The organism is Desnuesiella massiliensis (assembly GCF_001403615.1).
Taxonomy (GTDB): Bacteria; Bacillota; Clostridia; order Clostridiales; family Clostridiaceae; genus Desnuesiella; species Desnuesiella massiliensis.
Genome location: NZ_LN879455.1, coordinates 69,185 through 93,733, shown reverse-complemented (window position 1 = coordinate 93,733; position 24,549 = coordinate 69,185). Strand labels below are relative to the sequence as shown.

Here is a 24,549-nt window from a genome sequence, read left to right as displayed (position 1 = left end):
TTTTGAACCTACAGCTTCAATCTGTTGAATCATTAAAGCAAAATGACAATTATCTGTTATTTCAGCGCCTTCCTTTAAATTTTCCTTATGGAAATATATGCCGTAAGGCCTTATATACATGGAAGGGATAATAAACATATAAATTAAATCTATTATCTAATCCAATATAATTTTCTTATTCCCATTAATTATTATAAAAATTAATAATTGAAAATTCATCTACTTGTCTACTGTATTGTTAATAATTTTGCCTAAATTCTATCTCCTAAATCATAAAGGTATACGGCATGAAAATTTATATCACCATTAATCTTTGTCAGTGCTTCAATCTCCTTCCTTAATATCCTCTATGCAAGATTAAACAGATTTCTTATATCATTTTTAAAATACGATATGTTAAATAGCTTATTGTCCAACGATTCCACCTCATTTTATCATTAACCAATATTGTTTTTCTACTCTCATTTCAATATTATATCAATATTCCTCTAACTAGTAAATAAATATATAGCATTTCCTTAAATAGTCAACAGCTAACTACAACATCTTAAATTTAGTAGCTTAAGAAAGAGTCTCTCTATGTAAAATAACTGAAATATTGAACACTTTTTCAAGTTATTAAAAGAAACCTCAACCATATATCTATGTATGATTGAGGTTTCTCTTAGTTATACAGGAATATTTTTTCCTATCTACGACAGCAGAATCCTAAGGCTGCTTATTCTATGGTATATATATTTGCCTAAACTTAACTATCTTTTTAGTAGTAGGATTCACTTCTGCTACGGCTATAAACTTACTTGTGGAAACATCTATATTGTTTGCAGAGTCTCCTACTGCTGCTCCTATTAAAGTATAATTACCTATTATGGTGTTATAGTCATTAGGTATTACTTTAACCATGTTGTCAACAGCGTAGTAAATTTTATTTCCAGCCGATAGCTTATCATTAATCTTTAAAGTAGCTATTCCACCGCTTTGAATAAAGTCCACTGAATCTAAAGGGGCTATTAAAGCTGGATTATAATATACCACAGGTAACTTATTTGGTATATTTATGACTACATCTCCGTAGGAATTTCCTTTAACATAACTATTTGTAGAAGATAATGTTTTAGCTATACTGCTTGCATTATCAGCTTTTATTGTTAAAATACCTACTCTTACATTTTCTCCATAGGCATCAATCCAAATTCCAGATTCAGAGGTATTAATAGTATTAGCTGTTAAGTTAATATTTCCTCCATCCACATATATTGGGGTAGCTATAGAATTTACGACTCCCGCTACAAATTTGGTAAAACTATTGTTTTTGATTAACACTTCATTATTAGAAGTCTGTCCACCTATACTTACTCCCTTAGCATTTCTACCACTTATACTAGTAAAGCTTGAATTCTCTACTGTATTATCTAAACCAGCATTTAATAAAATAACAGCAAGGTCTTTTTCTCCTGAATTTATATTACTAAATGTAGATTGATTTACATAAAGTCTATTAGCATTTTGAGACTTTATAATAAATACATTATTGAAACCAGTATTAAAGTTCAATTTATCAAAGGTAGAGCTAATTATGCTTAAATCACTTTGGTTTTCTATTAATCCATCGGATATGTTACCAGTGAAGATTACATTTTTTATTTGTAGCTTTGACTTATTAATAATTTTTCCTGTTGCAGCTGAAAGCTTAATTTTAGATTTACCTGAAAAGCTGCTGCTTTCAATTTTTATAGGTCTATTTACAATAATATCTTCAGTTAAATTCAATTCGTATTCAGAAGATAAAAGCCATATGGTGTTTATATCTTCATTCATCAATGCAGCTTTCAATTCCTCACCATTATTAGGATTAGCTATTACTATTTGTATATCATAATATCCTGGTAAAGATGATCCGCTTTGAGCTGTTACCTTTACTTTCATGCCTTTTTCTATTAACCTTTGCTCATCTGTGATCTGATTTCCACTGCTATCAAGCACTGAAATAACAGCACCATTTTTATTAAATACATTTTTCAAGAAATCTCTTATAGGCATTTGAGCTGCTGAAACTAAATTTCCTTGTACTATAATATTAGAGCTCTTAGAGCTTAAGCTTGTATCTGTACTTAGCCCTCCTATACGAGACATAATCTCATTAATAATAGCTTCAATCTCAGATTGTTTTACATTAGGTTTAACTTTTATAGCCTCACCTTTCCTCACACTGTCAGACAATTCTTTTAAAACAATACCAGCCTCAGCTGCCTTTTTGATTTCAGCATATCCACTAGATAATGCACCCTCTAAGCCATCAAAATTTCTTGAGATAGTAATTGGAATAGGCGCAGTTATGTTACCAGCTTCATCTACCGCAACTACATTATAAGTTATATTAGTAGATATACCTATCTTAGAAGTAAAGGATAGCAGATTTTCAGAACCATAAACAGGTATCGGAGTATTACTTCCTGAGTGCTGTATCCATAATCCATTTTTGGCATTGCAAACTGCTTCTAAGGTTGCAATTTCATAATCCTTAATACCGCTATCTACTATATATACCTTTCCTTTCCTTCCTATACCATCATCCATTCTTACAGATATAGGATCTCCTATATTATAGTTTACTCCTTTAATAGGAGGCTCTACAGTTAAGGAAGGTACACTATTATCTACAGTAATCTTATTATCTGATTCTACTGAAGCCCCTACCCCATTTACTATAAATAATTTGTACTCTATATCTATTGGCTTGGAACTAACTCTATCTCCTAAAGGTGATGGCATTTTGGTTCCCGGACCTGTGAATTTAACTAAGTCCTTGCCTTGCTTTAATAACTCTTCAAAAGGAGAAAGACTAATTTCTGCTCTCCAACCTCTTACTGCATCTAACTCAGATACTGGAACTAACCAAGCAGTTTCTCCTGGTAATAGAGGTTTATCTAAGTTTACATAAATATTAGGCTTAGTTACATCGTAACCTTGCACTCTTTGAACCTTTATAGTAGGCTTAGCTGGTATGCCCTCTGATGTTAAATCAAAACTAGGAACTATAGCATTAGCTATTTTGCCTTCTACGAAAGGCTGACGATTATCCACATCTGGAGAACCAAGACCAGTAAAACTTGAAGCTACGTATAAATCATATCTTCCTGTTTTAAGAATATTCCCCCTACTATCTTTATTTTTGTATATAGCTTCTTCTTTCGGTTTTAGACTTCCATCCCACTGCTTCTTATCCAAGGTTATGGCAGCTTCTATAGGAATATTATTATCCATATCTAAAAGTGTTTTACTTGGAAGTACATAGATGGATTGATCTATCAATTTATAGTACTTGTTTAAATAATTTTCTTCATAAGGATTCCATTGAGCTTGAATCCAATTGTTAATAGTTATATCCCTTATATCTGCTCCCAACCCTTCAAAGTCTTTATCCATAACGTCATCAGCTTTAATTATTGGGGTAGCATATTGTTTTATTTCTGTGGGATTGCTCTCCGCCTTGTTAACCCTTGTGATGGTTATATAGAAGCTCTTTCCATAAGAGTCTAAATCTAATTTTGATACGGTAACCTTACCATCTTTTCCTACCTTAGAAGAGCCAAGAAGCCTTTTCTTCTGTGCATCCTCATAAACCTTTATGGTGTCTCCCTCTTTCATTCTAGTTCTTATAGAATTCTTATCATTGGTAGGGTCTAAATTTCCTTCTATCCTTATCATGTCATTTTTATTACCATTTTTATATACGTAAATCATATTAGTGTCATTTAACATCTCAGAAGGTATGGTCATATAAAGCTTAACAGCCTTATTATAACCTACTACGCTTCCTGTATATATTCTAACACCATCTTTAAAGCTCACCTTAGAAGGGTTAGTATCCCAAACAACTACTAATTGTTGCATAGTGTTATCCTTCATAATAGCTGGTATTTTATTTGGAAGATACTTATTTTCAATAAACTCTGTACTCTTGTTTACATCTGCAAAATCTACACTTACATAAACATCTTGAATTTCCGAAATTTGATTATTATCCTTAGAAGCTCCTACTTCTTCTGGCTTGTACTCTCCATTAGAATTAATAGGAAGTCTAAAGAGCTTACCCTTAGTAGTATTAAAGTATATCCAATCACCTATTACATTTATATATCCTACGGGCTCATCTCCCAGCTTTACCTTACTACCACTACCGTCAGTGTTTATCTTATAGAGCTTTCCTCCATCCTCAGCATTACTATAGAAGATCCAGTCTCCTACTGCATTTATGTGATATCCCTTATCATATTGATTTGCAGTAGCTCTTATAGGAATAACATTGCCATCTCCAGCTTTATTCACCTTGCCTATAACTCCGCTACCTGAGGTTAGATAGATCCAATCTCCAACCACTTGTACACAATCCGCCCAAGTGTCACTTATCTTTCCTCTATAAGTTCCATCTTTATGGATAACAAAAAGCTTATGTCCATCAGAATAATTTGAGTAGTATATCCAATCTCCCACTACATTTATATAAGCCACTTCATCGCTCTTTTTATTGTCGCCATAATCTACCACTAAAGCATTACCATGGCGGGTGTTATCCGAGTTGATCTTAATATCTGCTCCATCTTTTCTAACTTTATATAGTCTACCACCATCCGTGTGATTACTATAATAAATATATTCTCCTGCAATGGTAGTATATGCAGCCTTATCATCTAGCATCTTTTGTCTCTCAGTGCCGTCTTTTTTAACCTTATAAAGCTTTCCTCCGTCGTTATAATTGCTATAATATATCCAGTCTCCAGCTTCATTTATATACTGGGCCTTATCCTCTAATATCATTCTATTATAACCACTATCCATGCCAAGCTTATAAAGTTTTTCTTTATCTGCATTATTTACATAATATGTATAACCCTCTCCATCTCCAACAGCTATACCATTATTATTGATATTTCCAGCAGTATTGCCCAAAGCTAAAGTCTCTGCTAATCTTAATCTTACTTCTCCGTTATTGTTTCTATCTACAAAAACAGTACCTTTAGCTAAAACAGTTTTGTCTGAAGAAAGTATACTTAACTCTTCTGTAGGACTTAAAGCCATATATAATATAGGCTCACCAAAACTTTTTATCATATTGCTATTTCTAACTTTATAATATTTAGCTTCTGGAATAGCACTAACACTATTTACATTCAAATTTACAGCATTAGCATCACTTCTCACTATAACATCTACAGATGCTTTAGGTTCTACTAACTGATACTCCCCTCTATCTGTTCTGTATTTATATAGACTTCTATTACCGTTGGGGTCTACGTAAGTTATTTCATTTTTTATAGTAGTAGAATTTCCAGTTATAGGCCCAGTTTTAAATAGAGAATATATCTTTTCATAGTTTACATCATAGGTATAATAAATATCATAGGTCTTTGTTATTATCTCATTAACCATTGTTATATTTTTTATTAAATAATCTATAGCATAGGCCTTATCATCTACAATGATTAAACCATTCTCCGCTGGAAGACCAGAATATAGATTTTTAACGGTAAAATCCATCTTAGTAATCTGCTTTGTATATTTATTTTTCTTGGATTTTAAATCTCTAACTTCTAAGGTATAGGTCTTCCCCTTTTCAAATTCATTTTTTCCCTTTACCTTTAGATTATAAGGATCATTTATATCCTTCCTAATGACAATTTCAATAGGTTTTAGTGTAGCCTTCTCATAGATTTTCACTGTGCCTTCCTTTATGCTTGTCTCATCTATTTCCTGAGAAAACTTAACAGTGAATTCATGATTAGGTGCGATATTATATTTTGAATCTAATATTTTCACATTGCCCGCAGCTTTTATACTATAAACATTTCCTGCTATAAGTAACATAGCTAGTAGAAAAATTGCTAGGAATTTTTTTATCTTCAATGCCGTCCCTCCCCTTTTTTTTAATGCACTTCTTCAATGCACAATTCACAATTCACAATTAAGGATATTTTTCTTAGCGAAGCTAAGAAAAATTAGAAATTACTCTAATTGATTTTTTTCACATGCTGGGAAAACCTCCCTCAATTGACATTGTGCATTGTGAATTATTAGTTGAGTATCAATTTTTTAATTAGCTCTACATCCCTCGAGGTTATGCTTCCATCTCTGTCCACATCCGCTGCTTCTGCTCCTCTATACCATGGGAAATAGGATATCTTCTTCTCTACATATCTTTGCACATATTGTAAATCCAATGCTGTAACTTTGCCATCACCATCTACATCCCCATATAAGAAGGTGTTAATATCTACGTATCCTCCGTTATAGTAAACATTTATAGGGCTATTAGTGCTATTATAGAACCCTTCTGATTCGTATGCTTGTCTTACTATAGCATATCTTCCTGAAGCCGCCCCACTTTTCACAAAGAATTTCAAGGTAGCAAAAATACCGTTCTTATTAATATTTCTAGATATCTTTGAGCTATCTTCAAAGTTTAGAAGTATAGTATCATCTGATATCCTACTATAACTAAAATCTTGATTATCTATTATTAACCCTCCACCTGGCACAATATCTTCTAATTCAATAATTTCAGGATTGTAGCTTACGGCAAACTTTAACTTCGATACCCCCTTAACAGGAATATTTGAAAATATAATTGGAATCTCAATACTTGTTCCTGCTTCAACTGATTTTGAGTCTATAGTCACATTCATCTCTAACCTAGGTTTATTACTTATATAATATTCAAAGGTAGACACAGCACTATACTTTCCATATTTTATAGCTACAGCTTTAATTATGGTATGTTCAGTTATGTTTATAGGACTTGAATATAGTATACTTTTTTCAGTAGGATCCGTACCATCTAGAGTATAGTAAATGTTTGCCCCAGAAGTATTAGCGTATAATCTTATATTAGAGTATTTGTCTATTTCTCCTGGAGTACAATTGGCATATACTCTATCTACAGAGGTAGCATCAAATCCATAAAGTCTTTGAGGTTCATTATAAGTACCTCCAGACTCATTGATTCCTAGCTGTCCTAGATTGTTTCTTCCTAAGCCATATATATAGCCTTCTTCTGTTAAAGCAAAGGTATTATAGGTTCCAATAGATATTTTGCTTATTTTACTTAGTTCTTTTAAATGAACAAATATCTTTCTATTAGAATAAGTTCCATCTCCTAGTTGTCCAAAATTATTGTTTCCCAGGGAGAAACTTTGGCCATCTTTCTTAAGTAAGATCATATGGTCAGAATTTACCTTTATACTAGCTATATCGGTAATATCCTTTATGCTTTCAGGTACTTTAATATTACCTTGAGTATAGAACTTGCTTTCTCCCCAAAAAAGTGCGGTACCATCTCCCTTTATACAACTGCTGGTGTTTCCTTCTGCTGCTATAGATTTAACTCCATAAAGCCCTAGTATTTCTATAGGATTATATTTGCTATTTAAGGTTCCATCTCCAATTTGACCATAATCATTAGCTCCCCAAGCATATACCTTACCTTCCATGCTTAGGGCTAGACAATGAAAGTCACCAGCGGCTATATCCTTAATCTTAGTTCCTGAGAATCCACTGACTAGGATTGGCTTTAGGCTATATCTTTCCTCTTCATCTCCAAATTGCCCACTATTATTATACCCCCACATCCATACGAAGCCGTTTCTGTCTAAGGCTAAATTGTATCTGTTTCCAGCTTGCACCTTTACAATATCCCTTAACCCTAATACTTTAACGGGATTTAGTAAATCCCCTTTTATTGACTCCGAAAGCTGACCATAATCATTTAACCCCCAAACCCACACGCTGCCATCTGAGGTAAGAGCTATACTATGAGAATTACTAGTGTCAAAGTCAATTACATTTGAAAGATTTTTAACCTGAGTGAGTTTTATTCTGATATTAGTAGTCCCATCTCCAAGTTGCCCAAAGTTGTTAGCCCCAAACCCAAAGAGCACTCCGTCATTTCTTAGAACTAAGCTATGATAATCAGCAGTTTTTATATCTGTAAACATTGAATATATTTCTGAATCCTTCAACTGAACATTTACATAGTAGGTTTTCTTTGTAGTTTTATCCTCTGCGGTTACAGTTATCTTAACTAAAGCAGCTTTATTAACTAATCTATTACCCTCTATAGACACTGCAGCATTTCTATCATAGGGTTCCGCTAGTACATTTAATAATCCATCTGTTGTATTTGAAGGAAGAGTCAAGTCATAATTGGTAGCCCTAGGATCTACTATCTTAATATTTTGCCCATTTATTGTTATATTAACTAAATCTACATTATCAGAAGCTCTCGCACTTTCTATCAGCTTGTTCCATTTTACATTTGACATGTAGTAATCTGTGAGTAAATTATTCTTCACTTCCAGAATATTAAACTGACAAGTATTGTCACCATCAAAACTCGCACTTTGTTTTGGAATCCCTGATAATACTACTTTATGATTAAGCATAGGCATAAAATTATTTTTCTGGGTTAAGGATAGTTTTTGTCCACCTACATTAACCGTGGTATTAAAATTTCTTTGCTGGAAAGTTCCTTTTATTTCAAGAATACCGTCCTTTAAAATATCCTTATGCTGTGAATAAGTACTAAAGAAGAAATCTCCTTTTACCAGAACAAAATCCTTAGGGTTTTCCATCCTTAATTTACCAAAGTCCATTAGAGTATAATTTCTTCCTACACTCACATTTCCTCCATTAACATGCAATAAGCTTCCTACAGTATTTATACCGTCAAAAGTCCCTCCATTTTGGATTAAATCTCCTTCTATATTAAGATTAGCTCCGTTGACATCCAATTTACCATTAGAGAAATTCATATTCCCCCCATAACTTTCTCCAGTGCTATTTATATATGCATTTCCCTTTCCTAAATCTAGTTCTCCACCAGTAATGTTCAAATTGCCATTAATTATTATATTAGCGCCATTAAGAACTAGAGAACCCCCGCTTATGTTAAGATCTCCATTTATAGTAAGATTACCATAAATCTGCACCTGACCCTCTGAGATGCTCATAGTTCCATTAACGATATTATTATTTCCTCTAAGTAAGGAGGCCCCCCCTTTCTGGTAGAAAGAACTAGTAACCATAGTATAATAATTAGTATCGAAAGTTCCATTGTTAACAGTTATAGTATCTACATTAAGGTCATATTGCAAAGTCCAATCACTTTTTACCTCTATGTAATCTAAAGCCTTAGTATTTACCATTTTTAAATTTATAAAAATCAAAATAAAGCTCAATAGTAGGCTTATATGCTTAAAATTATTAATTTTATTTTTACCCATGTAACCCTTACACATCCTTTACTAAAGGCAAATCTTGTTTACCTGTAATTCTCAACATAAAAATCAATCTTTCTTTCCTTTGATAGCTTTTTTCCTTTTTTAGAAACAAAATTATTCTTTATTGTTAAGGTGTAGCTACTATTGATTTTATATCCTTGTGTTGGTGGCAATACTTCTAAGGTTCTCTCATTGCTTGTAATATTAAATCTACAATTCACCACTTGCCCATTTATATCCTTTACTTCTAGACTATTGTTGTTTAAATTAAAGTAATCTATTTCGTCATTAAAAGTAATTTTCCAAGTCTTATCTCCATATGTATTATAAAGACTGTCCTTAAAAATCAAAGAACCCTCCTTAAAATCTGGCTGTATTTTATCGAGCCAATTATCACAAAAGATTTCCTTGTCACTAACTATTCTCTTTATACTGTAAAGATTTTTTGTGGTATTAATTTTAAAGTTCAAATAGCACAGATTACCTTCATTCTTTATTGGCTTGTCTCCTCCAGTTCTGTCACTATATAAAAAGATAATCTTATTATCCTTTATGGAATAGCTAAAATCTGAGGAGTTTGGAATTATATCTCCAACTTTAACCTCATTAAGAGATAGGGCTGAATCAAACTCAATAACAAAACTGAAGGCAGATAGCCCGCTATAGGGCAGACTATATATATTAACTGGTATGCTTACCTTATTATCTCTTCCTATGTAATTAGCTCCTATTTCCACAGTAAATTTGCTGTAGGAAGCTGCCTTTACAGGAGCTACGCTGTTAAATATCAGCATAGAAAAAATCATTAATACACAACTAATTTTAAATATTCTCTTCATATTTTATTCACCACCCTAGGTGTACTAATTTATTTCGATTATAGAGAATTCGGATTTTTCTTTTATCTGAGCAATCTGGCTAGTTAAATAATCTCTGCTATAAGTGTTTCTTACTCCTCTTACTGCTGCTTCCGCATCAGAAATAGCTGAGTTTAAGTTCTGCTCCGTGCCATCTGATAGCATTTTCCATGCATATACTACCTTATCTACTGCATTGGTATAATCGGAGCTATATACCATTCTCTTACCCCAAGAGGTTAATTCTCCTAATAGATACCACTTGTCCAAATCTATTAAATTAGATTTATATACAGAGGCCTCCATCTCATCATATATCTTACCGCTTCCGCTAGTTTTAACTAAGTCATCTAGCATTAAGTTGAATTTTTTAACATCTGGAGACCATACGTCATTCATTATAGACGCTAACTGACCTAATAGAGGATCTCTATAAACAGGATCTTGAATCTTCATAATGGCATTATAAGCCATATTATATCTATAAAAATTCTTATCATCTAAGGCTTCCTTTAATAGTTTTTTGGCCTCACTTAAATCGTATTGGTTAACAGCGGTTACTTTATTTATAGCTTTACCATCTAAGAGATTTGTATTAGCTAATACGGTACTAGATAGCCCTAATAATAGCGTTGCTGATATTATTATTGCCCCTACCTTTTTTTTCATTGTTATTCCTCCCTCGTAAAATATCTTTAATATTATTTTCGTACATAAGCACTAAACTCTTTATAGGGAAACAACTCTAACTAATAACTCATAAATGCACCATAATGGCTTAAAGATGCCATTTGGGAACATATATAAGTTAAGTTTACGTAGTGTCTCTCTATAGTACATTATATACCATTAACATACAATTTTCATCAAATGTTTCCTATTTAGTTAATTATATTTTACTTAATAATACGTATATTAATAAAAAAGGCATTTGCTGATTTATATATTTGTATAAAAAGCTTGCTCCCTTTTTAGGTGAAGCAAGCTTTTTATTAATCGCTAAAAATCTTAATATATTTTATCATTAATGCTTTAATAGCTCAACAGGAATATCTCAAAACATATCTTATTTAGTATATATCTATAATTTTTCCATCAATATCCAAAATCAATATTATGGTACTTCCCACATTTATACCAATTACTCTTAATTTATTCATATCAAAATACTTACTAAAATTGTAGGTCACACCTCCGACTTGTATGTTTCTTGGGTTTATAGCACTTGGCAATATTGAATCTATTCTTCCTGATACTTTGGAACTATTGATATAAATATAACTATTTTTGTTCCATAGATCATATACCTTATATACTAAATCCTTATATGCTAATGTACCTATTTCCGAAAAAAATCTACCTGCTCTATATATAAATAGAGTATTGTATGTGATTAATCCGATAATACTATCCATATTATTGTAATCATATATTATTGGCTTACCATATATAGGATCAATAATTACACCATATTCATACCCTTTACTATCTCTTGCCAGTATAAGAGAAGAACAAGGCTGTATGGATGATAATGCAGTATTATAGTCTACTTTAGCTCCATTATAATAGTATATTGGTAATACTGGTGGTTCTAAGGTTTTGCTGCCTTCGTTATAAGTTATAATAGAACCGCTGATGCTTCTTACAGAGTAATTCTCTAAATTATTTTCAAGCTTTTTAACTCTTACAATGGTATCTCCATCGATAGCTACTCTATATCTGCCTCCCACCTGAAGCTTATCCATGGAATCTATTACATAGTATTTTCCTAAATCTGTCACCACCTGATTGGAGGATAGTCCTTCTGAGGTTAAGGAATTTCCTAAAACTTTTACTTCTTGATCCATACCTACTTTATATTTGATATTTTGCAAATCTACAATCTTTCCGTCATAGCCTAATAGTGCGGATACCTTATCCCCTATCTGAAAAGCGGACAATTTAGTTAAATCCATGTGTCTACTGAAATTATAGCTTCCATTATCAATTTGAACAATGCTTGGTGTGGGACCATTAGGTGAGAAGGCCTTAATATTACCTTCTACCTTGTTATTAAATACTAGAATAATGCTATTAAGATCATTTACACCTGCTACTTTATAAACTACATCATACTCCTCTAAATCCTGTTTGGTTATCTTTTGACCATTTCTATATATATCTGTATAGTAGTCTAACTTAATATCTCCTATTTTATCTGAATTAGTGTCAAAATTTAATACTACTTCCGGTTTGCTGTATATAGGGTCTAAAATAACAGCATATTCATATCCTTGACCATCTTCCTTTAATGTAAATGCTAAGGTCATGCAAGATTTTATCAAGGTATTTAAGTTGCTGTAATTTTGTTTAACTCCATGATAATAATAATCAATATTTGGATCAAGAGCTAAACTAAAATTAGTGCGGTAAATACTATAATATACATTGTTATCAAAGATGCTGTTTACAAAAATGCTCTTGATTTCCTTTACCTTTCCATAAACCTTTACTATAGTATTATCCTTTACTTTTAATCTATAGGTATTTCCAGGCTGAAATTTTTCCTTGGAATCATATGATAAAGTACCTTTATTAGTGAGCAGCTGATTTTCCTTTAAACTGCTATTAGTTAAGTAAGTATCAAAAATAATATATTTTACAAAGCTATTATTAGTTTCCGCAAAACTTTTGTCCACCTCTGTAGCATTTGCCTTTTTTACATTGGTGTCAAGGAGCCTATCAAAGAGCATCGCTGCAGCCCATAGTGGAAGTCTATCCTTCTTTTTAAAGTTCAAGTCCTCAGTAAGCTTTAAGTCATAAGCCTTACTTATATAATTATTAGGCCATACCCCCGATAGGTCCGCATCCTTGTAGCCTAGGAGCTTTACTAATATAGTGCAGGCTTCTGCATAGGTTACTCCTAATTCTGGATGAAAATAACCGTCTGCCATTCCAAACATGAGTTCTTTATCCTTAGCAATATTTACATAACCACTAAAGTCGCTATTGCTTTCAACATCTGGATATATGGTGGAGCCCTTAAGACTAGTAGCTTGTTCTTTTAAGCTGCTTACCTCTATTACTGCCTTTAAAAATTGTTCCCTTGTAATATCAGCATTATAGTCAGTTATAGAGCTATCTAAAAGCCCTAATTGCTGCATTCTCTTAACCACCTCAGAATAATCCTTATCAGCGGCTAATACTTTGAGGGGAGTAAAATTTATGGCTAGGACTAAAAAAGATAATACAATGCTCAATAGAGATTTTTTAACTTTCATTTTTTCACCGTCCTCTTCTTATTCATACATCAACGCATCTATAGGATTTAAATTCGCAGCTTTTTTTGCTGGATACATACCAAAAACCACTCCAATGATCAAGGATATCCCAAAGGATAGCATTATCCATTTTATTGAATATACTTCTGGTACGATTTTAAAGCCTCCTATGATAAATTTTATTATACTAAGGCCAAAAATTACGCCTATAATCCCACCAATTCCTGTAACCATAAGGGCTTCTATGAGAAATTGAGTAAGTATGTTTTTCTTTTTAGCACCTATGGATTTTCTTATGCCTATTTCCCTAGTTCTTTCGGTGACGGAAACAAGCATTATATTCATGATCCCTATACCTCCTACTACTAGAGAAATAGTGGCGATACCTCCTAATATAAGCATCATGGTACCCGTAATGGTATTAAGGGTGGAAAGCATCTGTGCTTGGTTGAATACTCTGAAGGTATTAGAGTTTTTATACACCTTGGTTAAAAGCACTGTAACCACTTCTACCACTTTATCAACAGTTTCAGCAGCAGTAGCCTGTACAAGAAAGTTCTTAGCATTACCTGCTCCTGTAATTCTAGCGGCTACAGATACAGGTATGATTATCTGGTCATCGGCGGTTTGAGTGCCGCCATTTTCTTTTTCCTCTAATACACCTACCACTTTGAATATTATACCATTAATCTTTAAGGTTTTGTCTATAGGATTAGCCCCTTGAAAAATATCATTGACCACTGCAGTACCCACTAGAGCTACCTTTTGGTTATAATCTATGTCTAGAGGAATTAAAAACCTTCCACTTTGCACATGAGTGTTTTTAATGATTTCGTAATCAGGACTTGTGCCTATAACTGTGGTGGTTCTGCTCTTACTTCCTACCTTTACCGTAACACTGCTGGAGACCTGGGGTGCTATGCTAGCTATTAAACTGCTGTTTTCTTCCTTTAACTTCTCTAAATCCTCATAGGAAACATTTCTATTGCTGTTTCTTCCTGTAATGGTTACTTGCACTAAATTTGTGCCTAGTCCTTGAATGGAGTCCGTTATTTGCTTGGTACTTCCTTCTGCAAAGGCGGTAGCTGCTATAACAGCCCCAACCCCAATGATAACTCCTAGCATGGTAAGCAAGGATCGAATTTTATTTCCTACTATACTTTTTATAGCCATCTTAAAAGCTTGTACAAAGTTCATTATATCACCTCACGATCCTCCGTAATTTCTCCGTCATGAATTTTTATCATTCTCTTTGCCTGCATAGCAAGACTATTATCATGGGTAATTAAAATAATTGTATTTCCCGTTGAATGAAGGTCTCTTAATATATCCATGACCTCTAGTCCTGTTTTACTATCAAGGGCGCCAGTGGGCTCGTCAGCTAAAATTACTGGTGGCTTTGTCACTAAAGCCCTCGCTATGGCCACCCTCTGCTGCTGACCTCCGGAAAGCTCATTGGGTCTATGATGCATTCTATCCTGAAGACCTACACTCTCTAAGGCTTCTATGGCTCTCTTTCTTACTTCCTTAGCATTTAGCCCTTGATAGATTAAAGGAAGCTCTACATTTTCTAGGGCTGACAGCTTTTGAAGCAGATTAAATTTTTGAAACACAAAGCCTATCTTGCAATTTCTGATCTCTGCTAGCTCATCATCCTTCATTTGGCTAACTTCTTTTCCATCTAATATATAGGAGCCAGAAGTTGGCACATCTAGGCAGCCTATCATATTCATAAGGGTAGATTTTCCTGAACCTGAAGGACCTACTATGGATACGAACTCCTTAGCATTTATTTTGATATTTACATCATTTAGAGCCTTAACCTCAGTGTCCCCCATTTTGTATACCTTGCACATATTAGAGATTTCTATCACCTATTTCCACCCCCTGGGAAGCCTCCGCCTGTAGGCATATTTCCCCCAGTGGCTTGCCTAGTCATTTGTTGATTGCTTTGAGAGGTCTGTATTTGAGGTAAAATTACTTGCTCGCCCTCTTTTAATCCACTCTTTACTTCTATATAGCCATCATTATTTATTCCTACCTCTACCTCTTTTTGCACAGCATTAGCGTAGTAGTTTTGAGTTTTATTATTGCTTTGTCCATTACCCAAAATGCCTTTCAATAGGTTGCTGGAATTTACTCCTGCTGTAGAGTTGGTTCTAGTTTGAGCATTACCGTTGTTTTGGTTGTTTCCGCTATTTTGTCTATTAAAATTTCCCCCATTACCATTACTTTGTCTATTGCCTCCTTGAGCATTTTGCCCACCTTGTCCTGAGTTTCCTTGTGGTCCTCCCTGAGTGGTTCCTTGTCCATCAGTTGGTCTTTGCCTATTAAAACCTGATTGTCCCTGAGAAGGTGTTTGTCCGTTACTTCCACTATTACTAGTAGCACTATCTGATTTAACCATTACATAAGATTTTCCTCTCATTTTTGTCACCGCTTCTATAGGAACGTAAAGAACATTTGCTACCGTATTAATCTCCACCTCAGCATTAGCATTCATTCCACTTTTTAAGGTTTCAATATTTTCATTTAGCTGTATAGTTACTGCAAAGGTGGCTACTCCATTTTGTGATTTTCCTTCAAAGGGTACCTTTACCACTTCTCCCTGAAGAGGCTTTGCAGCAGTGTCTGTAAGAGCATCTATGGTTATACTTGCCTTTTGGCCAAGGCTTAATTTAGCTATATCTAGCTCGTCTATACTTATATCAAACCTCATCTGGGTAGTATCTGTTACCACAGCTATTACATCATTAGCCTTTACATTATCCCCCTCATTTAAAGTTTGCTTAGTTATAGTTCCATCTATAGTAGCATAAATTTTATAATTAGAAAGCTGTTTCTCGGCATTTTCTACTTGAAGCTTTGAGCTTTCTATTTTTAAATTATTCAATTGATTTGACTTTACTATATCATCGTTTTTTAAGGTAATTACTAGAGATCCTGCGTTAATCTTTTGACCTTCCTTTATAGCTAGGCTTTCTACAGTTCCTCCTGTTTCACTAGTAATAGTCTGCTTATTTAAATAATCAAGAGTTCCTGTGTCAATGCTAGATGCTACTCCTCTAGAGGTTTCAACCTCAGCACTGGCAGTCATGCCCGCAAGCAATGCTCCTGGATTGTCCATTTCAATTTCTACATTTACAAGCTGTCCACCAGAAGCCGTGGTCTTAGGTGAATTGCTTATATATGTAACATATCCCTTTACAGATTGCATTATAGAAGTTAAATATACCTGAGCTTCAGCCCCTAAAGAAAATTGTGAAGCATCTGAGAAATTAAAGGACATAGAGGTTTTAAGCTTGGAGGTATCTGTTATGGTAAATAAAGCTCCACCTTTAGAAATATTAGCTCCCTTTAGGGCTTTCAACTCTGTGATTTGCCCTGTAATGGGTGCTTTGATCTGAAGCTTATTTATGTCATCTGTACTGTTACTCAATTGACTTTGAGTCAAGCTATTCTTTTTATCATTAACGGTGTTAAGGGCATCTTTATCATCTAGTTCTGCTATGAGGTCTCCTGCTTTAACCTTATCTCCTTCTTTAAAATATAGCTTAGTAATAGTGCTTGCTGCCTTTGAGGTTAAATTAGAGGTTTTGCTATAGTATAAGGGACCTGAGCCTGAAACCGCCACCTTGATATCTCCTTTTCTCACAGCTGCAAGTCGCTGAACTACCTGTTGATTTGAAAAGAATTTATTTTGTATGAATTTACTTTTAAATAGTGCTACTCCTGCTACTACTAAAATAAGTAAGCTAGTTATTAATACCACAGCCTTTTTGGAAGGCTTCTTAGAAATTATTTTCTTGAATTTTTCTTTGACTTCGACCTTCATACTTTTCACTCCTCTATATTCCATACTTTTGCATTCTATATATCAAGGCAGAACGGGTAATTCCCAGCAGCTGTGCCGCTCTACTCTGATTTTGATTAGCCATTTTAAGGGCCTTCATTATAAGCTCTTTCTCTACCTCTTCCAGATTTATACCTTCCTCTGGAAAATATATTATAGGATTCCTTCCCCTTTTTTTCTGTTCAAATATTTCTGCTGGGAGGTTTAGAGCTTTTATGCTTGGACCTTGATTTAATAGTATTATTCTCTCTATAACATTTTCTAACTCTCTTATATTTCCTGGCCAATGATAGCTTTTTAAAAGCTTTAGAGCCTCTGGGGTCACTTCACCTATTTTTCCTTCAGTATCATATTTATTAATGAAACAGTATATGAAATCACTGATATCTTCTATTCTTTCTCTCAAAGGAGGCAGCTCTAAAGACACTAAATTTATGCCATAATAAAAATCCTCTCTAAAATCCCCCTGCTCTATAGATTGCAAAAGATTTTTATTGGTAGCGGCGATAATCCTTACATCTAGCTTTTCACTATTGCCACCTGGTCTTTGCATCTCTCCAGTTTCAATAAACTTTAAAAGTTTTAGCTGCATATTTTTACTTAAGGCACTTATTTCGTCAAAAAATATGGTTCCCTTATGAGCTATATCAAGGCTTCCAATCCTTCTTTTGTCTTTATCTACTTTGATATCCCCCTCATAGCCGAATAGCTCTCTCTCTATAAATTCCTCGTTGCCTAAGCTGCAATTAAAAACCACAAAGGGTTTATGCTTTCTTTTGCCTAAATCGTGTACTTTTCTTGCTAAGACCTCTTTCCCATTACCATTTTCTCCTCTTATGAGGATGGGTGCAGAGCTTTCACTAATCTGAGGCAAAATACCGTATATAGAATTTACTTTTGCATTTTTGCTTATAAAACTGATATCATCTATATGCTTTGAAGCTTCTCTTCTTAGATAATGTATTTCCTCTCTAAGCTTTGTCATATTAAGAGCCTTTTCAGCTATTAGAAGCAGCTCATCTACATCAAAGGGCTTGGTTATATAATCAAAAGCTCCTTTCTTCATACTTTCTATGGCAGTATCAATCGAACCATGAGCAGTGATTATAATAACAGCTAGTTCCTTATAAAGCTTCTTAAGCTTACTAAGTACCTCCATGCCATCCATATCAGGAAGTCTTAAATCTAAAAATACCAGCTCAAAACTCTGCTTTTGAACCATATCAATGCCTTGCAGAGCGCTAGTACATGTCTGCACCTCATGGTCAGTTCCCTCAAAGGCTTTTTTTATGATCCAGCCTATATACTCTTCATCATCTATAACAAGAATTCTACTCACGGTGTTCCTCCTCCCTACCTCAATAATTTAATATTTTCTTTAATATTCTCTTGTTTTCATTGAATTTCAATTTGTATCATAAAACAAACTTAGTAAGTATTTGGAGTTATATTGAATATATAACGTTATTTTACTGGAGTTAGGTAGATATCCCCGTTAGAATTTTATTTTTTACCAATAATTTGAAGGTATTCACCTAAAAAGCTCTAATGCTGACCCTACCATATCTCCCTGAGTACACAACATTTGTGCCTCTATCATTCCTTCGTTCTGCATTTTAGAGCAGGTGCTAGCGTTAATCCTTGTATACTGGGTCATTTATGCCCTTATGGGGGTGTGAACGTGTTTAACCTTACTCTTTTTAACCGAACAATTTTTTATTGCTATATAACTTTAAATATCTTATTAAGCTGCTTGTTTATAACTATTTACTCCGTGAACTTTATCATGTGAGTACATTATCTTTTTAGTACACAAAGTATACATAACTTTGATAAGTCTAACACTTAAAGCTACTATTGCTTGTTTCCCTGTAAGTTTATTATCTTGTCTTTTTGTGAGATGTTCATAAATCTCCTTAAATGCTTGATTTTTCGCAACCATAACTATAGCTGCTTGATACAAAATATTTCTTAAATTAGATCTACCTCTTTTACTAATCTTAGTTTTTCCTTTTTTCATGCCAGAACTAGTTTCTTTCAGATTTAGTCCCGCAACTTTTTGAATTTGCTTATAGTTATCATACTTAGATATATCTCCTACCTCGGCTAAGAAAGTTGCAGCAGTCACTATTCCAACGCCTTGTATACTTAACAGAAAGTCAATATAACCAGTTTTATCTAAGTATTGCTTCATCATTTCTTCAACTGCATCTATTTCTTTTTGCAGCCAATCTAACTTCCTTAAAATTAACTCTAATCTATATTTTGCACCTTCTAACCCTACGGGTACACCTATTGACTTTTTAGCCGCCTCATATACCAATATAGACTTTTTTAAACCCACACGATTTTTAGTAGCATCTTTTAAAATCTGTGTAAGCCTTTCAATTCCAATATCTAAAATATCTTTCGGAAAAGGACAATTTTTTAAAATTGCTATTAAAGATTTACTTAATATATCTGAAAATAATCTTGTGAGTTCTGGAAAATATTCATCTAATAGCGCTATTAGTCTTACTTTTTCAGCAATTAGTTGCCTTCTTAATTCTTGTCTATTATTACTACACAATCTTAAATTAATATATATTTCTTCTTCAAACATGCATGTAAGATATTGCCCTTGATAGATTAGTTTTGATATTATTTTGGCATCCTTTTTGTCATTCTTAGTAGGACTATTATCTTCTAATTCCTTTGTTTTATTAACATGATAAGGATTAACTAAACATATATTTATTTCTCTATTTTTCAAATAGTAGGCAATATTTTTCCAATAATGGCCTGTCGGCTCCATGCCTACAAGAGTATGAATTGTTCCATATTTATTCGTTAATTCTTTTATTGTTTCTAATAGACAATCAAAAGATTCTTTGGTATTCTTTATTAGGAATGGTTTTTTTATATATTCACCATTCACTACAAATTGACCATAGTGGTTTTCTTTTGCGATATCTATCCCTAGAATTAACGTATTGGGAACCATTATTATGTTATTCATTTAAGTTTACCTGCTGATATAAATTGTTTGTTGTCTTTTGCAAGTTGACACAATATATTTATATCAGGTTTTTTTATTCATCTCAAAGTCTAAAACACTTTATTACAGGAATACTTGTAAGGTAATTTAACTATGAAGGTAGAACCTTCTCCCTCTTTACTAATAACCTCTATACTTCCACTATGCATTTCAATGATGTTATTGCTGATAGATAAACCAAGACCTGTACCCTTAGGTTTAGTGGTATAGTAGGGATTGAAAATCTTCTTAATCTTCCCTTCCTCTATGCCTATGCCAGTATCTATAAAATAAGCTTTTATATAGCTTTCATCCTTTTCTGTTTTAATGGTAAGGGTACCCCCTCCCTTCTCCACCATAGCATCGCAGGCATTAAAAATTATATTTACAAATACCTGTTTTATTTTATCTCCATCCATGAGAGCTAATGGCAAATTATCCTCTAGCTCTAGCTTAAGCATAGCCTTCCTATCTTGAATATATTTATTCATAAAGGATAGCACACTTTTAATAAGATAATTTAGGTCTAAGGCTGTAACCAAATGCTTTGAAGGCCTAGCATAATCTAAAAGGTCCTGAATAACCTTATTTTCTCTATCAGATTGCTCTTTCACAATTTTTACATACTCCTCTAACCCTTCTACATTCTTAAAATTTCTTTCCATAAGCTGCACGGTACCACTTATAATGGCTAGAGGATTTCTTATCTCATGAGCTATTCCTGAAACCATATGACCTAAGGATGCTAACTTTTCAGATCTAGCTAGCTGCTCTTCCAGCTGATCTTTTTTCTCCATGGCTTCTGCCATGTGGTTTATGTACTTAGCAATTTTGCCAATATCTCCCCCCATGTCTTCCATCCTATAAGAAAGATCTTCTGTCATCCTTTCAAGTCCCTGGCGTATTTTTAAAATATTGTTGCTTAGGTTTCTAAGCAATATCAATATTAAGAAAAATCCTAGGGTTAATCCTATTAATGCAAACACTAAAACATATCTTGAATTCTTTCTGATAGAATTTATCTCTGGCGGAATAGGCGTCTCTCCTAAGGCTATGGCTTTAACCTCTCCATTTAAGATTATGGGATGGTAATATCGTATAATATCCAATTTATTATAGCTTCCATAAACTACCTTATCCTTTTTATCTAAAGCAACTTGCTTAAGAACCGCATCTATATTTAGCTTTCTCCCCTCACTACCTTCTAATAAAGCTTTGGCTATAAATCTATCCTCAAATAATTTTACAGGGGTGAACTCTCCCTTATCCTTAATAAAATATACTTCCATAAAGGTTCCTCTTGCCACTCTATAGTGGGGAGTAACATTACCTTTTATGAGACTTGAAACTTTATCAGCCATTTCCTTGTTATCTTTAATCTGTAAAATGCTATTATTAATAATAATTCCATCAAAGTAATAAAGAAGATTTTTTAATCTATCCTCCTGCATGGATTTAAAGGCATTATCCACATTTGATCCAGAGTAAACATTTACTATGGTAGCCACTATAGGCACACTTAAAACCAGAGTCATTATAAATATTATTTGAAACCTTAGATTTTTATTGGAAAACCATTTCAGCATAACCTTTCCCCCACACACATATGAATATATTTCCTATTATATAGCAAAAAAATGTTTGAAAACAGACAATAAGTGTCCGTTTTCAAACATTTAATTGCATAAATCAGCCTAAAGATTTATCATAGTGTTATTAGATTTTTTACTTAATAGGAGAATTTTAGCAATTATGAAAAGAATATTAAAGCAAAATATAATTTTATTTTTATCTATAGTAGCTCTCATTATTATAAATCTTATCCCTAAAATAAGCCCAAGAGATTATATGGTTATAAATAATTATATCGATATAGTAGAAACAACCAATTCCTTTAAATATTATAATCTAGCTGAAGCTAAAATAGGAAGTATTTCAGATGAGCATTTAAAAAGAAAGCTTCAAACTAAGCTTGGTATATACAGCTCAAAAGTTTATACTCAAGATATCAAAGATGCCTTATATTGGCTTGGTGAGCTTTGGGCTAAAAACGACCTATGGTCCTATGAAGTACTGAGAACCTATGTATTAGATGGCGTAAAATCAGAAGAAGATAGAAGTTATTTAAAAGAACAATTAGTTGACTATGGAAAAAAGCGTATATTTACTAAAAATCTTTTGTATGCACTACAGTCCATAGATAGAGCTTGGATAAACAAAAATTATATAAAAGAGGCGGAGCAAAATATAATTAATAAACTTAGTGATGAAAACCCATGGAACATGGCTTATTTACAAGGACAGCTTAATATGATAAAAGCTAAGAATAAAGAAAAGGAGCAAATACTAATAATTGGAGATTCAATAACTCTAGGCATAGGTGCAGATTATTTAAATAAAAAGCCTATCACAAAAGTTCAAGATGCATGGTGGAATAAATTCCTTAACTCTAAGTACGAGTTTTCTACCATGGCTGTAGGAGGCATAGGAGTATTGAACAGCGGTATGACAAGTGGATTAGAGCTTGTAAAATTTATTGAATCTGCTAGTACCCCTTCTAAAGTTTATAACAAAATTATTATAGCCTTAAGTACTAACGATGTGACTTACTCTAGTGAGGAATATGAAAGGGCCTTAATGGAGTTAGTGAACTATATAAAAAATAACTATAGCTCAAATCAATTGTTATTTGTTAATTTTCATAATTTCGAAGACGTAATGGAGAAAGTTTCCAAGTTATATAGAGGAATCTTTATAGACATAAACATGGATAGAATAAACAAATATGATACTAATATAGATAATATTCATCCTTCTTCAAGAGGACAAGAGGAAATTTATAAAATTTTAAAAGATTATCTTTAATTATACGATAAATGTTAAATCTTCATTTATACTAAAAAGAGAACAGCAATTTTACTGTTCTCTTTTTTATATTTTATTTTACGAGCTAACCTTTTGTTAAAGCTAACACTTAATCAAGCTTTTGTAATCCTGAAACCATAGTATTTATCAATTCCATATAATTAACGGAATTCTTTTCATTTAACTCTGGTAATTGTATATCATTATATTCGTTTATGTTATAAATGTCGCTATTGAACTCTAGAGTGAAGTTATATACTCCTGCAAGCCTTTCTGCCCCGTTTTCCTGTGCCTTTGCGTTTAATTTGTCTAACTGAGAAAGATCAATTACAAAATCAGCTACACCTTTTTCATTGATTATATAGCCGTCTGAACCTACCGCATATTGAATAGCTATTCCTTTTTCTCCAAGGATTTTTATATCTTTAATGCCGTCAAAAGTTGCATTTATTTTTTCTACAAACTGAGGAAGGTTCTTTTCATAGGCTTGGAAAGCCTTGTCCATTTCTTCTTTTGCCTTATTTAATTCTTCTTCTGGTAATCCTGCAAATTGAAGAGATGAATTCATATATTCCTTAATAAATTCCAATACATCATTGTTTTGAGCAAAATTGTTAACAGTATACCTTAATAATTCTTTAAATCCCTTATCGTCTAATTTTATTTCATATATCTTAGCTAATTGTGCCACTCTTTGTTGAGTTATAAATTCTGGACCTTTATAAGCTATTACCTCTGTTTTAGGATTAAATTGCATTGCATATTTGCTTATAAACTTTACTAATTTTTCTTGAAGGTCCTTGCTAAATTCAGTAACCTTTTTAAAGTCTGGTGTACCTGCTCCAGGAATATTTGCTATGTCCTTATAATCCATATATAGATATTCCTTGCCCTTAAACTCTTCTGGTGCAGACTGCATAAGAGCTGATGGAAGCTTTACTATCTCCTTTAACTTCAATTGTTCTCCAGTTAAATCTGTGTCCATCCATAGAGCCATGTCCAAAGGCATATTAGCTATGTTCATTTTTATATCACTTTGAACCTGAGCTTTTGTTTTCTCTTTATTTTGATTGGTTTTTGTAGTCATGCTAATACTAGAATTATTTATCATTGGTATAATGCTGTCAGCTACTTGCTTTTCTTGAGCCGATAAATTTTGAGCAGACACTTTTAAAGTCATATCAGTTTTAGTGGTCATGGAAGTTACGCTCTGAGACTTACTAAAAGCCTTGTACAAATCCATACTATCTTTAGAACATCCAGTGAATAATCCTAGAGACATCACTCCACCTAGAGCTAATGCTACTATTTTTTTAATGTTTTTCATTTTTATACCTCCATTTCAAACTTATGATATGATTATATAATTAACTTTTAATATAGTCAAATATACCACATTTAACAGTATGTCATTACAGTTAGT

The 24,549-nt window shown here is 33.1% G+C and carries 13 protein-coding genes; 1 reads left to right on the top strand and 12 read right to left on the bottom strand.

The window, feature by feature from the left end:
* Positions 1-723 precede the first annotated feature (723 nt).
* From BN2665_RS07280 to BN2665_RS07230, 11 genes are all read right to left on the bottom strand, one after another.
* Entirely contained in the window at positions 724-5,904 is a 5,181-nt protein-coding gene (locus BN2665_RS07280) for a DUF5050 domain-containing protein (RefSeq protein ID WP_055666458.1), read from the bottom strand.
* Between the two features lie 167 nt (positions 5,905-6,071).
* Positions 6,072-9,278, bottom strand: coding sequence for an RCC1 domain-containing protein (locus BN2665_RS07275; protein WP_055666457.1), 3,207 nt, complete (start codon positions 9,276-9,278; stop codon positions 6,072-6,074).
* Positions 9,279-9,316: 38 nt separating this feature from the next.
* Positions 9,317-10,114 carry a cohesin domain-containing protein gene (locus BN2665_RS07270; protein ID WP_055666456.1) on the bottom strand — a complete coding sequence of 266 codons (798 nt, stop codon included), beginning with the start codon at positions 10,112-10,114 and terminating at the stop codon, positions 9,317-9,319.
* Between the two features lie 24 nt (positions 10,115-10,138).
* Positions 10,139-10,801, bottom strand: a complete 663-nt coding sequence (locus tag BN2665_RS07265; protein ID WP_055666455.1) for a hypothetical protein — start codon at positions 10,799-10,801, stop codon at positions 10,139-10,141.
* A gap of 401 nt (positions 10,802-11,202) precedes the next feature.
* Positions 11,203-13,392: an S-layer homology domain-containing protein gene (locus BN2665_RS07260; RefSeq protein WP_055666454.1), complete on the bottom strand. Its 2,190-nt coding sequence runs from the start codon at positions 13,390-13,392 to the stop codon at positions 11,203-11,205.
* 18 nt (positions 13,393-13,410) lie between these two features.
* Complete coding sequence (locus BN2665_RS07255) at positions 13,411-14,589, bottom strand: ABC transporter permease (RefSeq protein ID WP_055666453.1); 1,179 nt, start codon at positions 14,587-14,589, stop codon at positions 13,411-13,413.
* Positions 14,589-15,266 (bottom strand): ABC transporter ATP-binding protein, encoded by a 678-nt coding sequence (locus BN2665_RS07250; protein ID WP_055666452.1) that lies wholly within the window; start codon positions 15,264-15,266, stop codon positions 14,589-14,591. The genes BN2665_RS07255 and BN2665_RS07250 overlap by 1 nt, the downstream gene beginning before the upstream one ends.
* Positions 15,263-17,227, bottom strand: coding sequence for an efflux RND transporter periplasmic adaptor subunit (locus BN2665_RS07245; protein ID WP_055666451.1), 1,965 nt, complete (start codon positions 17,225-17,227; stop codon positions 15,263-15,265). Before BN2665_RS07245 ends, BN2665_RS07250 begins: the two co-directional genes overlap by 4 nt.
* Before the next feature lie 13 nt (positions 17,228-17,240).
* The gene (locus BN2665_RS07240) at positions 17,241-18,584 is read right to left on the bottom strand and encodes a sigma-54-dependent transcriptional regulator (RefSeq protein WP_055666450.1); all 1,344 of its coding nucleotides are present in this window, start codon (positions 18,582-18,584) and stop codon (positions 17,241-17,243) included.
* Positions 18,585-18,989: 405 nt separating this feature from the next.
* Entirely contained in the window at positions 18,990-20,243 is a 1,254-nt protein-coding gene (locus BN2665_RS07235; protein ID WP_055666449.1) for an IS110 family RNA-guided transposase, read from the bottom strand.
* An 89-nt stretch (positions 20,244-20,332) separates the two neighbouring features.
* Positions 20,333-21,847 carry a sensor histidine kinase gene (locus BN2665_RS07230; protein WP_055666448.1) on the bottom strand — a complete coding sequence of 505 codons (1,515 nt, stop codon included), beginning with the start codon at positions 21,845-21,847 and terminating at the stop codon, positions 20,333-20,335.
* 166 nt (positions 21,848-22,013) lie between these two features.
* Here BN2665_RS07230 and BN2665_RS07225 point away from each other — a divergent pair, with 166 nt between their 5' ends.
* Positions 22,014-23,126 (top strand): SGNH/GDSL hydrolase family protein, encoded by a 1,113-nt coding sequence (locus BN2665_RS07225; RefSeq protein WP_055666447.1) that lies wholly within the window; start codon positions 22,014-22,016, stop codon positions 23,124-23,126.
* Positions 23,127-23,235: 109 nt separating this feature from the next.
* Here BN2665_RS07225 and BN2665_RS07220 read toward each other — a convergent pair whose 3' ends face one another.
* Entirely contained in the window at positions 23,236-24,453 is a 1,218-nt protein-coding gene (locus BN2665_RS07220) for a hypothetical protein (RefSeq protein WP_055666446.1), read from the bottom strand.
* Between the last annotated feature and the right edge of the window lie 96 nt (positions 24,454-24,549).

Bases quoted from the DNA above. Each gene is read 5' to 3' on its own strand.
- BN2665_RS07275 (WP_055666457.1), bottom strand. From the start codon at position 9,278: ATGGGTAAAAATAAAATTAATAATTTTAAGCATATAAGCCTACTATTG.
- BN2665_RS07270 (WP_055666456.1), bottom strand. From the start codon at position 10,114: ATGAAGAGAATATTTAAAATTAGTTGTGTATTAATGATTTTTTCTATG.
- BN2665_RS07265 (WP_055666455.1), bottom strand. From the start codon at position 10,801: ATGAAAAAAAAGGTAGGGGCAATAATAATATCAGCAACGCTATTATTA.
- BN2665_RS07260 (WP_055666454.1), bottom strand. From the start codon at position 13,392: ATGAAAGTTAAAAAATCTCTATTGAGCATTGTATTATCTTTTTTAGTC.
- BN2665_RS07255 (WP_055666453.1), bottom strand. From the start codon at position 14,589: ATGAACTTTGTACAAGCTTTTAAGATGGCTATAAAAAGTATAGTAGGA.
- BN2665_RS07245 (WP_055666451.1), bottom strand. From the start codon at position 17,227: ATGAAGGTCGAAGTCAAAGAAAAATTCAAGAAAATAATTTCTAAGAAG.
- BN2665_RS07235 (WP_055666449.1), bottom strand. From the start codon at position 20,243: ATGAATAACATAATAATGGTTCCCAATACGTTAATTCTAGGGATAGAT.
- BN2665_RS07230 (WP_055666448.1), bottom strand. From the start codon at position 21,847: ATGCTGAAATGGTTTTCCAATAAAAATCTAAGGTTTCAAATAATATTT.
- BN2665_RS07225 (WP_055666447.1), top strand. From the start codon at position 22,014: ATGAAAAGAATATTAAAGCAAAATATAATTTTATTTTTATCTATAGTA.
- BN2665_RS07220 (WP_055666446.1), bottom strand. From the start codon at position 24,453: ATGAAAAACATTAAAAAAATAGTAGCATTAGCTCTAGGTGGAGTGATG.